The 15,806-nt window shown below is 69.3% G+C and carries 15 protein-coding genes; 6 read left to right on the top strand and 9 right to left on the bottom strand.

Annotation, left to right across the window (positions count from 1 at the left end; all coding sequences use genetic code 11):
- Positions 1–4: 4 nt before the first annotated feature.
- The 3 genes from dnaK to PINTE_RS08255 all read right to left on the bottom strand — a co-directional run bounded on the left by dnaK (position 5) and on the right by PINTE_RS08255 (position 3,064).
- Positions 5–1,870: a molecular chaperone DnaK gene (dnaK, locus tag PINTE_RS08270; protein ID WP_068428571.1), complete on the bottom strand. Its 1,866-nt coding sequence runs from the start codon at positions 1,868–1,870 to the stop codon at positions 5–7.
- Positions 1,871–1,905: 35 nt separating this feature from the next.
- On the bottom strand, positions 1,906–2,340 hold the full coding sequence (locus PINTE_RS22640; protein WP_157087132.1) for an Hsp20/alpha crystallin family protein: 435 nt from the start codon (positions 2,338–2,340) through the stop codon (positions 1,906–1,908).
- Positions 2,341–2,812: 472 nt separating this feature from the next.
- A complete protein-coding gene (locus tag PINTE_RS08255; RefSeq protein WP_174524002.1) occupies positions 2,813–3,064 on the bottom strand; it encodes a hypothetical protein in 252 nt (83 codons plus the stop codon).
- A 167-nt stretch (positions 3,065–3,231) separates the two neighbouring features.
- On the opposite strand from PINTE_RS08255, the gene PINTE_RS08250 reads away from it, so the two are divergent.
- The 4 genes from PINTE_RS08250 to PINTE_RS24225 all read left to right on the top strand — a co-directional run bounded on the left by PINTE_RS08250 (position 3,232) and on the right by PINTE_RS24225 (position 5,791).
- Positions 3,232–3,888 (top strand): SDR family NAD(P)-dependent oxidoreductase, encoded by a 657-nt coding sequence (locus tag PINTE_RS08250; protein WP_068428565.1) that lies wholly within the window; start codon positions 3,232–3,234, stop codon positions 3,886–3,888.
- Positions 3,885–4,619 (top strand): SDR family NAD(P)-dependent oxidoreductase, encoded by a 735-nt coding sequence (locus PINTE_RS08245; protein ID WP_068428561.1) that lies wholly within the window; start codon positions 3,885–3,887, stop codon positions 4,617–4,619. The genes PINTE_RS08250 and PINTE_RS08245 overlap by 4 nt, the downstream gene beginning before the upstream one ends.
- Positions 4,620–4,688: 69 nt before the next feature.
- Positions 4,689–5,534, top strand: coding sequence for an alcohol dehydrogenase catalytic domain-containing protein (locus PINTE_RS08240; RefSeq protein WP_245642854.1), 846 nt, complete (start codon positions 4,689–4,691; stop codon positions 5,532–5,534).
- Positions 5,507–5,791, top strand: coding sequence for a zinc-binding dehydrogenase (locus PINTE_RS24225; RefSeq protein ID WP_245642853.1), 285 nt, complete (start codon positions 5,507–5,509; stop codon positions 5,789–5,791). Before PINTE_RS08240 ends, PINTE_RS24225 begins: the two co-directional genes overlap by 28 nt.
- Before the next feature lie 29 nt (positions 5,792–5,820).
- Here PINTE_RS24225 and urtE read toward each other — a convergent pair whose 3' ends face one another.
- Genes urtE through urtA form a run of 5 tightly spaced genes read right to left on the bottom strand, consistent with a single transcriptional unit; the run spans position 5,821 to position 10,746 of the window.
- Complete coding sequence (gene urtE / locus PINTE_RS08235) at positions 5,821–6,510, bottom strand: urea ABC transporter ATP-binding subunit UrtE (protein WP_068428559.1); 690 nt, start codon at positions 6,508–6,510, stop codon at positions 5,821–5,823.
- On the bottom strand, positions 6,510–7,379 hold the full coding sequence (urtD, locus tag PINTE_RS08230; RefSeq protein WP_084343371.1) for an urea ABC transporter ATP-binding protein UrtD: 870 nt from the start codon (positions 7,377–7,379) through the stop codon (positions 6,510–6,512). The genes urtE and urtD overlap by 1 nt, the downstream gene beginning before the upstream one ends.
- Positions 7,376–8,563: an urea ABC transporter permease subunit UrtC gene (gene urtC, locus PINTE_RS08225; RefSeq protein ID WP_084343370.1), complete on the bottom strand. Its 1,188-nt coding sequence runs from the start codon at positions 8,561–8,563 to the stop codon at positions 7,376–7,378. The genes urtD and urtC overlap by 4 nt, the downstream gene beginning before the upstream one ends.
- Positions 8,560–9,444, bottom strand: coding sequence for an urea ABC transporter permease subunit UrtB (gene urtB / locus PINTE_RS08220; protein ID WP_068428556.1), 885 nt, complete (start codon positions 9,442–9,444; stop codon positions 8,560–8,562). The genes urtC and urtB overlap by 4 nt, the downstream gene beginning before the upstream one ends.
- 30 nt (positions 9,445–9,474) lie before the next feature.
- The gene (urtA, locus tag PINTE_RS08215; protein WP_068428626.1) at positions 9,475–10,746 is read right to left on the bottom strand and encodes an urea ABC transporter substrate-binding protein; all 1,272 of its coding nucleotides are present in this window, start codon (positions 10,744–10,746) and stop codon (positions 9,475–9,477) included.
- Between the two features lie 362 nt (positions 10,747–11,108).
- Here urtA and PINTE_RS08210 point away from each other — a divergent pair, with 362 nt between their 5' ends.
- Together PINTE_RS08210 and PINTE_RS08205 are read left to right on the top strand one after the other, a co-directional pair.
- Positions 11,109–12,731, top strand: a complete 1,623-nt coding sequence (locus PINTE_RS08210) for an ATP-dependent DNA ligase (RefSeq protein ID WP_245642852.1) — start codon at positions 11,109–11,111, stop codon at positions 12,729–12,731.
- A 97-nt stretch (positions 12,732–12,828) separates the two neighbouring features.
- Positions 12,829–14,103, top strand: coding sequence for a YihY/virulence factor BrkB family protein (locus PINTE_RS08205; protein ID WP_068428550.1), 1,275 nt, complete (start codon positions 12,829–12,831; stop codon positions 14,101–14,103).
- 166 nt (positions 14,104–14,269) lie between these two features.
- Here the strand turns inward: PINTE_RS08205 and ilvD are convergent.
- Positions 14,270–15,806, bottom strand: a 1,537-nt coding sequence (ilvD, locus tag PINTE_RS08200; RefSeq protein ID WP_068428547.1) for a dihydroxy-acid dehydratase, incomplete at its 5' end; no start/stop codon positions are given.

Raw genomic sequence — 15,806 nt, 5'->3', positions numbered from 1 at the left:
CGTGCTACTTGTCGAATTCGGCGTCGACGACGTCGTCTTCGTCGTCCTGAGCGGGCTGCTCAGCGTGGCTGGCGTTCGCGCGGGCCGCAGCAAGGGACTGCGCAACCTGCAGCAGCTCGCCGGTGCGCTCTTTCGCTTCCTGCTCGCCGACGTTGTTCTGCACTGCCTCGCGGGCCTGCGTGATGAGCAGCTCCGCGCGGGCACGCTCGTGCTCCGGTGCAGCGTCGCCGAGCTCACGCAGTACCCGCTCGACCTGGTAGGCGGCGGAGTCCAGCTCGTTGCGGGCGTCCACGGCCTGGCGCAGCGCCTGGTCGTCAGCACGGTGCTGCTCGGCTTCCTTAATCATCCGGTCGATCTCGCCCTGGTCCAGATTCGAGGTGTCGCTGATGGTGATGCCCTGCTCGGTGCCGGTGTCCTTGTCCTTCGCCGTCACGTTCAGGATGCCGTTCGCGTCGATGTCGAAGGTGACCTCGACCTGCGCTTCACCGCGAGGAGCGGGGCGGATACCGGTGAGCTGGAACCGGCCCAGCACCCGGTTGTCTGCGGCGTTCTCCCGCTCGCCCTGCAGGACGACGATCTCCACGGACGGCTGGTTGTCTTCGGCCGTGGAGAACACCTCGCTGCGTCGGGCGGGGATGGTGGTGTTGCGTTCGATGATCTTCGTCATCACGCCACCACGGGTCTCCACACCCAGCGACAGCGGGGTGACATCCAGCAGCAGCACGTCGTCGACGTCGCCCTTGAGGACGCCCGCCTGGATGGCGGCGCCCGCAGCGACCACCTCATCGGGGTTCACCGTCATGTTCGGCTCCTTGCCGCCGGTGAGCCGCTTGACGAGCGCTTGGACAGCGGGGATGCGGGTGGAACCGCCCACGAGGATGACCTCGTCGATATCGTTCTCGCTGAGCTTCGCGTCGGCCATCGCCTGACGCACCGGACCGAGGCACCGCTCAACGAGGTCAGCGGTGAGGTCTTCGAACTTGGACCGCTTCACGGTCATGGTGAGGTGCTTGGGTCCGCTGGCGTCGGCGGTGATGAAGGGCAGGCTGACCTGGGTCTGGGACACCGAGCTGAGCTCGACCTTCGCCTTCTCGGCCGCCTCGAACAGTCGCTGCAGCGCCTGCGGGTCGTTGCGCAGGTCGATGCCGTTCTCGTTCTTGAACTCGTCGGCAAAGTAGTCCACCAGCCGGCGGTCGAAGTCGTCGCCGCCCAGGTGGGTGTCACCGGCGGTGGATCGCACTTCGACGACCCCGTCGCCCACGTCGAGGAGGCTGACATCGAACGTGCCGCCACCGAGGTCGAACACCAGTACGGTCTCTTGGTTCTTCTTGTCCATTCCGTACGCCAGTGCGGCGGCGGTGGGCTCGTTGATGATGCGCAGCACCTCGAGCCCGGCGATGCGTCCGGCGTCCTTGGTCGCGGTGCGTTGGGCGTCGTTGAAGTAGGCGGGAACGGTGATGACGGCCTCGGTCACCTTCTCACCGAGGAACTTGCTGGCGTCGTCGACGAGCTTGCGCAGCACCTGGGCGCTGATCTCCTCCGGCGCGTACTGCTTGCCGCGGATGTTGAACCGTGCTTCGCCGTTGGGGCCTTCCACGACGTCGAAGCCGACGGCGTTGGCTTCCTCCTTGATCTCGTCGAAGGACCGGCCGATGAACCGCTTGGCGGACGAGATGGTGCCCTTCGGGTTGAGGATGCTCTGCCGGCGGGCAAGCTGCCCCACCAGCCGTTCACCGTCCTCGGTGAAAGCGACCACCGACGGGGTAGTGCGGGCTCCCTCCGCGTTCGGGATGACCTTCTCCTCGCCGGCCTCCCAGACGGCGATAACGGAGTTCGTGGTCCCCAGATCGATTCCTACTGCCTTGGCCATGATGGTTGTTCCTCTCTTGTCACGTGAGACACGTTTCAGGGGTAGTCAAAGAGCGCGCCAGGATCGGCGCAGGCGCAGGGCTGAGTGCCCAGAGTCAGGAAGCAGGCTGCCTCAGGGGGATCTTTCCGGACGGCGGGCTGCTCGATGGGCATCACCACCCGCAGGACGCCCAGGTCGCAGCTGGCGGTGACGCTGTCGCTGTCGATGCCGGGCGCCAGTCCCAGCAGCCGCATGAATTGCCCGTGGGGGCCGTTCGGCGGTGAACCACTTCGCGCCGGCGGTCGCGGACTGGGCCGCTGACCGCGCGGACGGTGAGCGGCTGGCCGCCCACCCAGCTCGATGGACTCCGAGTCGATGCCTGGCAGGTTCGCCTCAGGAACGTACTCGTCGCCCTCTCGGGACAGATCGACCGACATCGAGCGCGGATCCATCTGCTCAGCGATGCGCAGGTCCGCACATGAGGTCACCATCTCACCACCCCCCCTTTACGCTGAGTCCCTATAACTCCACCTGCCGATGTTTGTTCGACGGTCGGAGGTGTAGAACCCCCCCCCCCCGAACCATGTGGTCCAAGCAGAGGCGCGAACGCGCGGTAGAGCTGCGTCGTTCTGGTACCAGACTGGACCCCACGTAGGCATGTCGCAAGTGATTCGCCTGACGAACGGAGCCTGACCCGCTTTCCAGACCTGCGCGTCCACAGGGCTCAGCCCCACCACCGCGCCGTCGCGCTCAGCGAGCCAAAGCGTCTCGACTGCTCCGAGCCTGGACAAGATGCGTCCTGTCACCGGGTCATTGGGTTCGATGAGCATGGACAGCACCATCCTCGCGGTGCGCTCCTCATTCGCGACCTCACTCACGCTGGTCATCATCGGTTCCTCTCGGCGCTCGTTACCGACGAGGTGCGCCGAGCGCTACCGACGGATCAGCAACTCGGAACCGCAGCTACGAGTCATCGCTCGCCTCGTCCACGATGAGTCCAGCCTCGACCAGTGCAGCCCGCACGGCCTTACGGTCCACGCCCATCCGGCGACCGATGGCCCGCATCGAGACGCCCGCTCGGGTGAGCCGCACGGCCTCGGCCTTCTCGTCGATCCCCAGCCTTGGTCGGCGGCTCGGCACGTTGCGGCGACGCAGATGGGAGAACACGGTGGCGCGGTGAATGCCGTACCTCTCAGCGAGCGCCTTGACGCTCATCCCGGCCAGGTAGTTGCCGACGAGGGCGTCCCCCTCGGAGTCGGTCAGAAAAGTTTGAGCCGTCTCGACAGTGCTCGCAACAGGGCCACGATCATCCTTCGGAGCGGTATCCTGGGGACGTCGAGAGACCTCGTAGACCCCACGCTCTAGGCGGTTGACCAGGGTTTTTGTCTTGGGGGCGGAATTGCCGAACGTACTACTCAGGCACCGGGATCGAGGCCGACGCGCATCTGCCCGGCGATCTTCTGCATCCTGCCTATGCCGACGGCCTTGCCCTGGCGGCGCACGACGCATTGGGCGGACTTGACATCCTCATCAACAACGCGGGCGTCATCACCCGCGGCCCGGTGACCGAAGCCTCGGACGCGGACTGGTCACTGTCTGTCGGCGTGAACGTGGAAGCCCCCTTCCGCATCTGCCGTGCCGCCATTCCGCTCATGGCCGCAGCCGGCGGCGGCGCCATCGTCAATCTCTCCTCCTGCTGGGGCGGTAAGGCACCAGGACCCAACCACGCGCTCTACTGCATGACGAAGGCGGCGATCGCCTCGCTCACCCAGTGCATGGGGGCCGACCACGCCCACCAAGGGATCCGGGTGAACGCGGTCTGCCCCAACGAGGTCAACACCCCGATACTGCGCAGCGGATTCGCCAAGCGCGGCTTCGATCCCGATTGGGCGGTGGTCGAGCTCGGTCGCACGGTGCCTCTCGGCCGGATCGCGGAGCCGGACGACATCGCCGACGTCGCGCTGTTCCTGGCCTCGGACGCTGCCCGCTACATGTGCGGCGCGCTGGTCGAGGTCAACGGCGGGAAGGCCGTGTCGTGAGGAGGTTCGAGAACAAGGTCGCCCTTGTCACAGGCGGACGGACGGGGATCGGGCGGGCCATCGCCCAGCGACTCCGGGACGAAGGCGCGACCGTGTACGCGGCCCAACGCCGACCCGATGAGGAGTTCGACGGCATCGCGGCGGACTTCTCCGACCCCGCCTGCCCGGACCGGGTCATCGCAGACGTGATCGAACGTGCCGGGAAGCTGGACGTGTTGGTGAACAACGCGGGCATGATGCAGGAGGCCACCGCGGAAGCCATGACCCCAGACGATTGGCAACGCAGCCTTACCGTGAACCTCACGGCACCGTTCCTGCTGATCCGCGCCGCGCTCCCCCATCTTCGCAAGACAAGGGGGAGCATCGTGAACAGCGGATCCATCGAGGGCCTCGGTGCCAACCCCGGCCACGCGGCCTACTGCGCGTCCAAGGCCGGCATTCACGGCCTGACCCGTGCCGTGGCCGTGGACCACGGGCATGAAGGGATCCGCTGCAACGCAGTTGCGCCCGGCTGGATCGACACGGACCTGAACCTGGAGTTCATCGACAACACGCCCGACCCCGGCGTGTTCCGGCGCGACATCGGCCGCATCCACGCGGTGGCCCGCACAGGAAGGCCGGAGGAGGTCGCCGCGCTCGTGGCGTTCCTCGCCGCCGACGAGGCCAGCTTCATCACCGGGCAGGTCTACACCGTCGACGGAGGTCGCATGGCCCAGCTGAGCCTGCCCTGACGGCCGGAGCCACACGTCCGGCCGTCTTCTGCTCCTGTCCCTGACCGCTCGCCCACCACGGAGTTACTTATGACGTTCCCTCTTCCCCGCACCATGCATGCGGTGCTGCTCAACGGCCACGGAGGTCTCGATCAGCTCGAGTACCGCACCGACGTGCCGGTGCCCCAGCCCGGCCCCGGTGAGGTGCTGATCCGGGTAGCGGCCGCCGGCATCAACAACACCGACATCAACACCCGCATCGGCTGGTACTCGAAATCGCTCGGACAGGCCACCAGCACCGGAGGCGCCACCGGGTTCGACGGCATCAACCACACAGATGCTTCATGGTCGGGACGGCCGGTGGAATTCCCGCGCATCCAGGGAGCCGACTGCTGCGGCTACATCGTCGCGGTCGGCCGCGACGTGGACACCTCCCGCATCGGCGAGCGCGTTCTGGTGCAGACCCTGCTGCGCAGCTACGTCGACCACCGACCCTACGAATGCTGGACCTTCGGCAGCGAGTGCGACGGCGCCTTCGCCCAGTTCACCGTCGCCCCCGCTCGCGAGACCCACCAGGTGGTCAGCGACTGGTCCGACGTGGAGCTCGCCTCGATCCCCTGCGCCTACTCCACCGCCGAGAACATGCTGCACCGAGTCAGCCTCGGCGCCGAGACGGTGCTCATCACCGGTGCCTCCGGCGGTGTGGGTTCGGCCGCCGTCCAACTCGCCAAACGGCGCGGCACGACCGTCATCGCGCTCTGCTCCTCCACGAAGGCCGACGAGGTGCGCGCACTCGGCGCCGACCGGGTCCTCGACCGCAGCGCCGATCTGGTCGCGGCGCTCGGTGAAGACTCTGTCGACGTCGTGGTGGACCTCGTGGGGGCGAGCAGTGGCCAGCTCTCCTCGACGTGCTCCGCCGTGGCGGCCGCTACGTGACGGCCGGGGCGATCGCCGGGCCGATCGCGCAGATCGACCTGCGGACGCTCTACCTCAAGGATCTGACCCTGGCCGGTGGCACCTTTCAGGAGGACGAGGTCTTCGAGAACCTGCTCTCATACATAGAGGCGGGAGAGATCCGGCCACGCATCGCCAGAGTCTTCCCACTGAAGGAGATCGGCGCGGCACAAGAAGAGTTCCTCAGCAAGACGTTCACGGGCAAGCTCGTGCTCGCCATTCCGGAGGTCGGACATTGAGGATCGCTGAGATCCGCACCGCCTGAGGTTCAGATCGTCATCGCGGCGCGGACGTCTGTGGTCGCGGCGGTGCCGCCCTCGCCGGTGGACGTGATGCGGCCGGAGGCGAGCACCGCGTAGTGGCTGGAGGCGGTGAGCGCGAAGCCGACGTGCTGCTCGACGAGCAGCACCGTGAGACCCTCCTGCGCGAGGGACACGATGTGCTGCTCGATCTCGGCCACGATCGACGGCTGGATGCCCTCGGTCGGCTCGTCGAGGATGAGCAGGCGCGGCTGGGTGATGAGCGCGCGCGCGATGGCGAGCTGCTGGCGCTGGCCGCCGGAGAGCAGCCCCGCCTTGCGGCCCGCGAACTCCCGCAGCACCGGGAAGCGCTCGTACATCGCCTCCACCTGCGCCGATCCACGGCGACGGCCGTCGGCGACGACCTGCAGATTCTCGGCCGTCGTCAACTGCGGGAACGACAGCTGCCCCTGCGGCACGTACGAGATGCCGCGCGCCACCCGCTGGTGCGGGCGCAGCCTCGTCACGTCCTGGCCGTCGAGCACGACGCGCCCCGACCGCGGCGAGAGCAACCCCACCGCCGTCTTCAGCAGCGTCGTCTTGCCCGCGCCGTTGTGGCCCATGATCGCGAAGATCTCCCCGGCCGCGACCTCGAGCGAGACGCCGTGAATGACGTCGGCGCGGTCGTACCCGACGTGGATGTCGTGCAGCTCCAGCATCAGCGAGACACCTCCGGGGCGAGTACTTCGCTCGCTGCCGGCTCGGCCGGCGGCATGTCGGACAGCTCCGCCGCCGGGTCGATCGCCGGGTCGATCACCGCGTCGATCGTCGGGTTGGTCGTCGTGCCGGTGCCGAGGTAGACCTCCTGCACCTTCGGGTCGGCCTGCACCTGCGCGACGCTGCCCTCCGAGAGCACCGCGCCGGCGTGCAGCACGGTCACCGAGTCGGCCCACTGGCGCATGAAGTCCATGTCGTGCTCGACGATGATCACCGTGCGGTCGGCGCCGACGCGCCGCAGCAGCGCCCCGGTCTGGTCGCGTTCGTCGGCACTCATGCCCGCGACCGGCTCGTCGAGCAGCATGACCTTCGCGTTCTGCACCAGCAGCATCCCGATCTCCAGCCACTGCTTCTGGCCGTGCGACAGGGCGCCGGCCAGCCGGCCCGCCTCCCTCGTGAGGCCGATGGTCTCCAGCGCCGAGGCCACCGACTCCGGCACCCCGCGCCGGGCCCGCAGCAGCGACAGCGGCGAGCGACCGGCTCCGGCGGCGATGTCGAGGTTCTGCAGCACGGTGAGTTCGGTGAACACGCTCGCCGTCTGGAACGTGCGGCCCACGCCGAGCCGCGCGATCTGGTGCGGCTTCTTGCCGAGCAGGTCCTTGTCGGCGTAGCGCGCGTAGCCGGTGGCCGGCACGAGGCCGGTGAGCGCGTCGATGATCGTCGTCTTGCCGGCTCCGTTGGGGCCGATGAGAAACCGCAGATCTTTGGCGAACACCGTGAGGTCGACGTGGTCGACGGCGACGAACCCGTCGAACGTGACGGTCAGGCCGCGGATCTCCAGATAGTCCGGCGGCAGGCTGGGCTGGTTCATCGGGCGGCCTCCTGCAGGGTCGGGGAGTCGTCGGAGCCGGGCGCGTCGGGCGCGTCGGGCGCAGTGAGGTCGTCGGGCGTGATGAGGTCGTCGGCCTCCACCCTCAGGGAGGCGGTGTCGCCGGCCACCGCGGCGGCCGAGACCTCCTGCCCGCGGCGGCGCCGCACCACCTCGCCGATCGTGGCCAGCCCGTTCGGCAGGAACGCCACGACGACGACGAACAGCAGGCCCTGGAAGTAGGTCCAGAAGCCGGGGAACTGCTCGGACAGGCTGGTCTGCGCCATCGCGACCGCGATCGCGCCGATCGCCGGGCCGAACAGCGTGGAGCGCCCGCCGATCGCGACGCCGGTGAGGAACGCGATCGAGGGGATGATCCCGACGTCGGCCGGGGAGATGATCCCGACGATCGGCACGAACAGCGCCCCGCCGATGCCCGCCATGAACGCGGCCATCGCGTACGCGACGAGCTTGACCGTCGCGGGGTTGTAGCCGAGAAAGCGCACCCGCTCCTCGGAGTCGCGCACCGCGACGAGCAGCTCGCCGAACCGGCTCCGGTACAGCTGCCAGGTGGCCAGCAGCAGGAGCAGCAGGGCGGTGGCCGCGAAGAAGTAGATCATCCGCTGGTTGACCGGGTCGTTGAGGTTGTAGCCGAAGAACCCGCGGAAGCCGTTGAGGCCGTTGGTGCCTCCCGTCGTGGCCTGCTGGCCGATGAGCAGGATGGCGAACGCGGCGGCGAGCGCCTGGCTCAGGATCGCGAAGTACGCCCCGCGCACCCGGCGGCTGAAGATCGCCAGGCCGAGCACGGCCGCCAGCGCCGCGGGCAGCACGAGGATCGCGAGGATGGTCACCGGCCCGGAACGCAGCGGCTCCCACCACGCGGGCACCTCGCCGGAGCCGTAGAGGTACATGAAGTCGGGCGCGCGGCCCGGGCCGGCGTCGGCGAGCTTGAGGTGCATCGCCATGAGGTACGCGCCGAGGCCGAAGAACACGCCCTGGCCGAGCACGAGCATGCCGCCCCGGCCCCACGCCAGCCCGATGCCGACGGCGACGATCGCGTAGCACAGGTACTTGCCGAGCAGCGAGAGCCGGAACGGCGTGAGCAGGGCCGGGGCCAGAGCGAACAGGAGCACCGCGGCGACCGCGATGACGATCCACGCGACGGGGATTCGGCGAAGGGTGCTCATGCCAGGCTCCTCGTGCGCACGTTGACGATGCCCTGCGGGCGGGCTTGGAGGAAGACGACGATCGCGACGAACACGATGACCTTGGCCATCGACGCGCTCGTGCCCCACTGCGCGACCGACTGCAGCATGCCGAGCACGAATGCCGCGATGACCGCGCCGCGCAGCTGCCCGATGCCACCGACGACCACCACGAGGAAGGCGTCGATGATGTAGCCGGTGCCCAGCGTCGGACCCGTCGAGCCGAGGAGCGTGAGGGCCACGCCCGCGACGCCCGCCAGGCCGGAGCCGATGAAGAACGTGAGCCGGTCGCTCGCGCGGGTGCTGATGCCCACCGACTCCGCGAGGTCGCGGTTCTGCACGACCGCCCGGATGCGTCGGCCCAGCGACGTGTAGCGCATCGCGAGCGTGAGCACCGCGACGCACGCCAGGCTCAGCGCGAGGATGAACACCCGGGAGGCGGCGACGTCGAGGCCGAACAGCGAGACGCTGCCCTGCAGCCAACCCGGCGCCGGCACATCGACGTTCGGCGCCCCGAACAGGTCGCGCGCCAGCTGCTGCAGGATCAGCGAGACGCCGAAGGTGACGAGCAGCGTGTCGAGCGGCCGCTCGTACATGCGGGAGATGATCGTCTGCTCGAGCAGCAGGCCGAGCAGGCCGCCGACGACGAACCCGAGCGGGATCGCGATGAGCAGCGAGAGTCCGGCGCTGCCGACGATGCCGCTCATGACGTAGGCGGTGTAGGCGCCGGCCATGATGAATTCGCCGTGGGCCATGTTGATGACGCCCATCTGGCCGAACGTCAGCGCCAGCCCGAGGGCGATGAGCAGCAGGATCGAGCCCTGCGAGAGACCGGCGAACAGCTGGCCTGCGAGTACGTCCATATCTGTGTCCTCAGCCGTGTTCCGCGGCGCTCAGCCGCTGATGTCCGCGGCCCAGGGGTAGTTCTTGAGGAAGGGGTCGGGCTCGATCGGCTGGCCCGACGACCAGATCGTGTTGATGAGTTCGTTGGGCTGGATCTGGCCGATGAGCGCCGTCTTGGAGATGTGGTGGTTCTCGCCGTCGACGGTGACCTTGCCCTCGGGGGCGTCGAAGCTGACTCCGTTGGCGGCGGCGTTGATCTCGTTGACGCCGAACGACTTGGCCTTCTCGACCATCGCCTTCCACAGGTACATCGAGGTGTAGGCGGCTTCCATCGGGTCGGAGGTCACCCGGTCGGCGCCGTACTTGGCCTTGAAGTCGGCCACGAACTTCTTGTTCTGCGGGTTGTCGACCGTCTCGTAGTAGTTCCACGCGGTGAGCTGGCCCGCGATGTTGCTCGCGCCGATGCCCTTGACCTCTTCTTCGGCGATGCTCACCGAGAGCACCGGCAGGGTCTTCGCGGCGAGTCCGGCGTTCGTGTACTCCTTGAAGAACGCCACGTTGGAGTCGCCGTTGAGGGTGTTGAAGACGGCGTCGGCGTTTGCGCCCTTGACCTTGTTGACGATCGTCGCGAAGTCGGTCGAACCCAGCGGGGTGTATTCCTCGCCGACGATCTGCATGCCGTTGGCCTGCGCGTACGCCGTGATGATCTTGTTCGCCGTGCGCGGGAAGACGTAGTCGGAGCCGACGAGGAAGAGCGACTTCTTGCCCTGCTCCTTGAGGTAGTCCAGGGCCGGGATGATCTGCTGGTTGGTCGTCGCGCCCGTGTAGTAGATGTTCTTGCTCGCCTCGAGGCCCTCGTACTGCAGGGGGTAGAACAGCAGCGCGTTGTTCGATTCGAAGACCGGCAGCATCGCCTTGCGGGAGGCCGACGTCCAGCCTCCGAACACGGCGGCGACGCAGTCGCTGGAGATGAGCTTCTGGGCCTTCTCGGCGAACACGGTCGGCTCGCTCGCGCCGTCTTCGGAGACGACCTGCAGCTGCTTGCCCATGACGCCGCCGGCGGCGTTGATCTCTTCGGCCGCCATCGACAGCGAGTCGTAGACGGTGTTCTCCGAGATCGCCATCGTGCCCGAGCGGGAGTTGAGCAGACCGATCTTGATGTTCGGGCCGCTGGTGTCGACGCAGGAGTTGGCCGAGGCTGCGGCGGTGCCGCCGCCGGAGGAGCCCGCATCGACCTTGCTGCCGCCGCACGCGGCGAGCAGGGCGACGGGCACGATCATGGCCAGGGCCGCGGTGGCGCGGCCGGTCTTTCGTGAAGCCATGGAGACGAAGGTCCTCTCACTCGGCCGGGGGCGCTGGGAGGCGAGGCGCTCGTCGTGGTCGTCGTCTGGCCGTGGCGGGCTTCCCGGAGCGCGCCGGCGCTCGATGTGGTCGTGACCGGCGGTGTCGCCGCTCACGATTCGAGAACCTAGGCAGGGGTTGTTACCGGTCGTCGCGTGCCGTGTGACCGGCATGTTTCGCAGGCTCGGGCCGGGAGAAACGGCGCGGATGAATGGTGTTGGCAGGCAAGCGGCGTTCGGGATCGTTAACAAAGGGTCGTGGCTGTTGATGCTGTGGCCTCGATGGCCCCACGCAGCTCTCGCCGCCGCAGTTCTCAGGGGCGATGGGGGCGCACACTGGCCGGGTGAGGTTCGCGCGGGTGGTGCAGGCGTCGGCGCGGGTCGCGGCGACGCGATCGCGGCTGGCCAAGACGCAGGCCGTGGCGCAGGCGTTGGCCGAGGCCGCCGAATCCGGCGCCCACGAGGCGCGGCTCGCCGCCGCCTACCTCGCCGGGTCGCTGCCGCAGCGGCGCACCGGCGTCGGCTGGCGTTCGCTCACCGCGTTGCCCGCGCCGGCCGCCGAGTCGAGCGCCACCCTCGGCGAGGTCGACGCCGCCCTCGAACAGCTCGCCGCCCTCTCGGGAAGCGGGTCGGCCGGCCGCCGCGCGCAGGCCGTCGCCGATCTCTTCGGCCGGCTCACGGTCGACGAGCAGCGTTACCTCGCAGACCTGCTCACCGGCCAGGTGCGTCAGGGCGCCCTCGACGGGGTGCTGCTCGCCGCGATCGCCGCGGCCGCCGAGCTGCCCGAGGCCACGGTGCGCCGGGCCGTCATGCTCGCCGGGTCGCCGACCGAGGTCGCCGGCATCGCGCTCACCGAAGGCGCGGCCGGCCTCGACGCCATCGGCCTGGCGGTCGGCCGGCCGCTGCGTCCCATGCTCGCCGCCTCCGCTCCCGACATCGACGCCGCGCTCGCGCAACTGGGCCAAGCCGGCCAGGAAGGTCAGCCCGGCCCGGGCGGCCAGACCGACCAGCGGGGCGAAACCGCCGTCGGCGCAACGCCCGTCGCGCTCGAACGCAAGCTCGACGGCATCCGCCTGCAGGTGCACAAGCGTGGCCGCGACGTGGCCCTGTTCACCCGGTCTCTCGACGACATCACGAGCCGTCTGCCCGAGGTCGTCGAGCTCGTCGCCGCCCTGCCCGCCGACGCGCTCGTGCTCGACGCCGAGGCCATCGCCCTGCGCACCGACGGACCCGCCGCCGGGCGCCCGCACCCCTTCCAGGTCACCGGCGCCCGGATCGCCTCCCGCACCGACCCCGCCACCCTCGCCGCGACGACGCCGGTGACGACGTACGCCTTTGACCTGCTGCACCTCGACGGCGACGACCTGCTCGACCGGCCCGCCTCCGAACGCTTCGCCGCGCTCGCGGCCCTGCTGCCCGAGAACGCCCTCGTTCCGCGGCTCGTCACCGACGACCCGCGGGCGGCCCAGGCGTTTTTCGCCGACCAGGTCGCCGCCGGCCACGAGGGCGTCGTCGTCAAGAGTCTGCACGCTCCCTACGCCGCGGGTCGCCGCGGCGCGGGCTGGATCAAGGTCAAGCCGCGGCACACCCTCGACCTCGTCGTGCTCGCCGTCGAGTGGGGCAGTGGGCGCCGCCGCGGCCTGCTGTCGAACATCCACCTCGGAGCCCGGGACCCGGGCTCCGCCACGGGATTCACGATGCTCGGCAAGACGTTCAAGGGCATGACCGACGAGATGCTCGCCTGGCAGACCCAGCGCTTCCTCGACCTGGAGGCGGGCCGCGAGGGCCACGTCGTGCACGTGCGCCCCGAGCAGGTCGTCGAGATCGCGTTCGATGGACTCCAGCGCTCCAGCCGCTACCCGGGGGGCCTGGCGCTGCGGTTCGCACGCGTGCTGCGATACCGCGACGACAAGTTCGCCGACCAGGCCGACACGATGGAGACGGTGCGCGGGCTCGCGCAGACGTGAGGCACGTGGCCGACGCCACCGGCGGCTGGGGTCGCGCTCGGCGGCGATTCACGGCAGATTCTGAGGTGACCCGCGACGACAGACAGGGAGTGACGCCATGCCCGCCACCGACGAGCGCGCGGCCGAACCGGCCCAGGACGAGCAGGAATCCGGTCTCAAGGGCCTCATCGCGAAAGTGATGGCCTCGCGCGTCATGCGCGCGTTCCAGCGCTACGGCAAGGCGCGCGGCGCGCTGCTCGCCGGCGGGATCGCCTACTCGGCGCTGTTCTCGATCGTCGCGGCGCTGACGATCGCGTGGACGGTGTTCATGGCGACGCTCGGCGGCAACGCCCAGCTGCGGTCGTCGGTCATCCAGGCCGTCAACCAGGTGCTTCCCGGCATCCTCGAAGATGGCTCCGGCGGCGGCATGATCAACCCCGACTCCCTCGTGCTGGACTCGGCGATCAACCCGGCGTCGATCGTCGCCGCCCTCGTGCTGCTGTGGACCTCGATCGGCATGATGACGAACATCCGCCAGACCGTGCAGGACATGTTCGGCATCGTCGCGCCCGTCGAGAACTTCGCCGTGCAGAAGCTGCGTGACCTCGGCGGATTCATCGCGATGGCGCTCGGGATCGTCGGCTCCGCCCTGCTCGGCACCGCCGCCGGCACGATGGGCGGCACGATCGCCGGCTGGATCGGCCTCGGCGACAACCCCGTCATCTCGTTCCTCGTGCGCGTGCTCGGCCTGCTCGTCGCCGCCCTCGTCGCCGCGGGTACGTTCGCCTTCCTCTTCCGCGTCACCGCCGCGGTGCGGCCGCTGCGTCGCGACATGCTCATCGGCTGCGGGCTGGGCGGCGTCGCCGTGCAGATCGTGCTCGCGCTCGGGACCGGGATCGTCTCCTCGGTCAGCGACGACCCGCTGCTCGCCGCCTCCGCCTCGCTGGCCACCCTGCTGCTGTTCGTCAACCTGCTCTCGCGGGTGCTGCTCCTCGTCGCCGCGTTCACCGCCAATCCGCCGGCGCCGGTGACGCCGCAGTCCGACGAGGAGGTGCACTTCAAGGAGACGCCGAACTTCGTCACCGAATCCGCCGAGCACACTCTCGACTGGGAGTACCAGGACGTCACCGGTCAGGTCGGCATCGACGAGAACCTGCGGTACGGCAAGACCGACCCCGTGCCCGACTACGACGTGCGCCCCGACGGCAAGCCCATCGACAAGCCCGAGTACCTCGGCTGGTTCGCGCGCCGGCGCGCCTACAAGAGCGCCCGCAAGCACGAGCTCGCCGCCGTCAAGGCCCGCGCCCGCCTCGGCCAGCGCCCCCGCATCGAGAGCGCCGAGAAGGAGTACTGGGCCGAACAGGGCGTCGAGGCCGCGCCGCGCCGTCGCTGACGCGAGCCAGAACGCCGGGCAGAACACCTCCTCGGAGGCTGGACACCCGAAACTGCACCGGACACCTGCGATCGCGCGTGTCCCGTCGAGCTGCCGGTGTCCCGTCGAGGAGTCGGTGTCCCGCCGAGGAGCGGGTGTCCCGTCGAGCCTCGGCGGGGCACCCGACTCACGGCACCTTGCGGGCGGCTCCCTTGTCGGCGGACTGGGCGAACATCGCGAAGATCCGCAGCGCCGCCGAGACCTCGCGAGACCGGTTGCGCGGCACCCAGCCGTGCTGCTCGCGCTCGGCCCGGCGACGGTCCAGTTCCTCCTGCGGCACAGCGAGATTCACGCGACGGTCGGGGATCGAGAACTCGATGAGGTCACCGTTTTCGACGAGCCCGATCGTGCCGCCGCTGGCGGCCTCGGGGGAGACGTGGCCCACCGACAGGCCCGAGGAGCCGCCGGAGAACCGGCCGTCGGTGATGAGGGCGCACTTCGGGCCGAGCCCGCGGCCCTTGAGGAAGCTCGTCGGGTAGAGCATCTCCTGCATGCCCGGACCGCCCTTGGGGCCCTCGTAGCGCACGACGACCACGTCGCCGGCGTCGATCTTTCCGCCGAGGATGAGGTCGACCGCCTCCTCCTGCGACTCGGCCACCTTGGCCGGGCCGGAGAACTCCCACTGGTGCTCGGGCACGCCCGCGGTCTTGACGATGCAGCCGTCGGGGGCGAGGTTGCCGGTGAGCACCGCCAGCCCGCCGTCGACGGTGTACGCGTGCTCGACCGAGCGGATGCAGCCGTTCTCGGCGTCGGTGTCCAGGCTCGCCCAGCGGTTCGTCGAGGAGAACGCCTCGGTCGTGCGCACTCCGCCCGGTGCCGCGTGGAACAGCTCGACGGCCTCGTCGCTCGCCGCCCCGCCGCGGATGTCCCAGGCGTCGAGCCACTCCCGCAGCGACGGCGAATGCACCGCGTGCACACCGGTCTCCAGCATGCCGCCGCGGTCGAGCTCGCCCATGATCGCGGTGATCCCGCCGGCGCGATGCACGTCCTCCATGTAGTACTTGTTCGTGTTCGGCGCCACCTTGACCAGGCACGGCGTCACCCGCGACATCGCGTCGATGTCGCCCTGGTCGAAGTCGATCTCGCCCTCCTGCGCCGCCGCGAGCAGGTGCAGGATCGTGTTCGTCGAGCCGCCCATCGCGATGTCCACCCGCATCGCGTTCGCCAGCGCCTCGCGCGTGACGATCGAGCGCGGCAGCACGGACTCGTCGTCGCCCTCGTAGTAGCGCTTCGCCAACTCGACGACGAGCCGGCCGGCTCCCTCGAACAGCTCCTTGCGCGCGGAGGCGGTCGCCAGCGTCGACCCGTTGCCCGGCAGCGCCAACCCGACGACCTCGAGCAGGCAGTTCATCGAGTTCGCCGTGAACATGCCCGAACACGAGCCGCACGTCGGGCACGCCGAGCGCTCGATCGTCGAGATGTCGGAGTCGGAGACCGACTCGTCGACCGACTTGATCATCGCGTCGATGAGGTCGAGGCGGGTCGTCGCGGTGCCGTCCTCACCGATGACCGCGTTGCCCGCCTCCATCGGGCCCCCGGAGACGAAGACCGTCGGGATGTTCAGCCGCAGCGCGGCGAGGAACATGCCGGGGGTGATCTTGTCGCAGTTGCTGATGCACACGAGGGCGTCGGCGGCGTGCGCCTGCACCATGTACTCCACCGCG

This window comes from Piscicoccus intestinalis NBRC 104926, from assembly GCF_001515525.1.
GTDB lineage: Bacteria > Actinomycetota > Actinomycetes > Actinomycetales > Dermatophilaceae > Kineosphaera > Kineosphaera intestinalis.
This window is presented reverse-complemented; position numbering and strand designations above follow the sequence as displayed.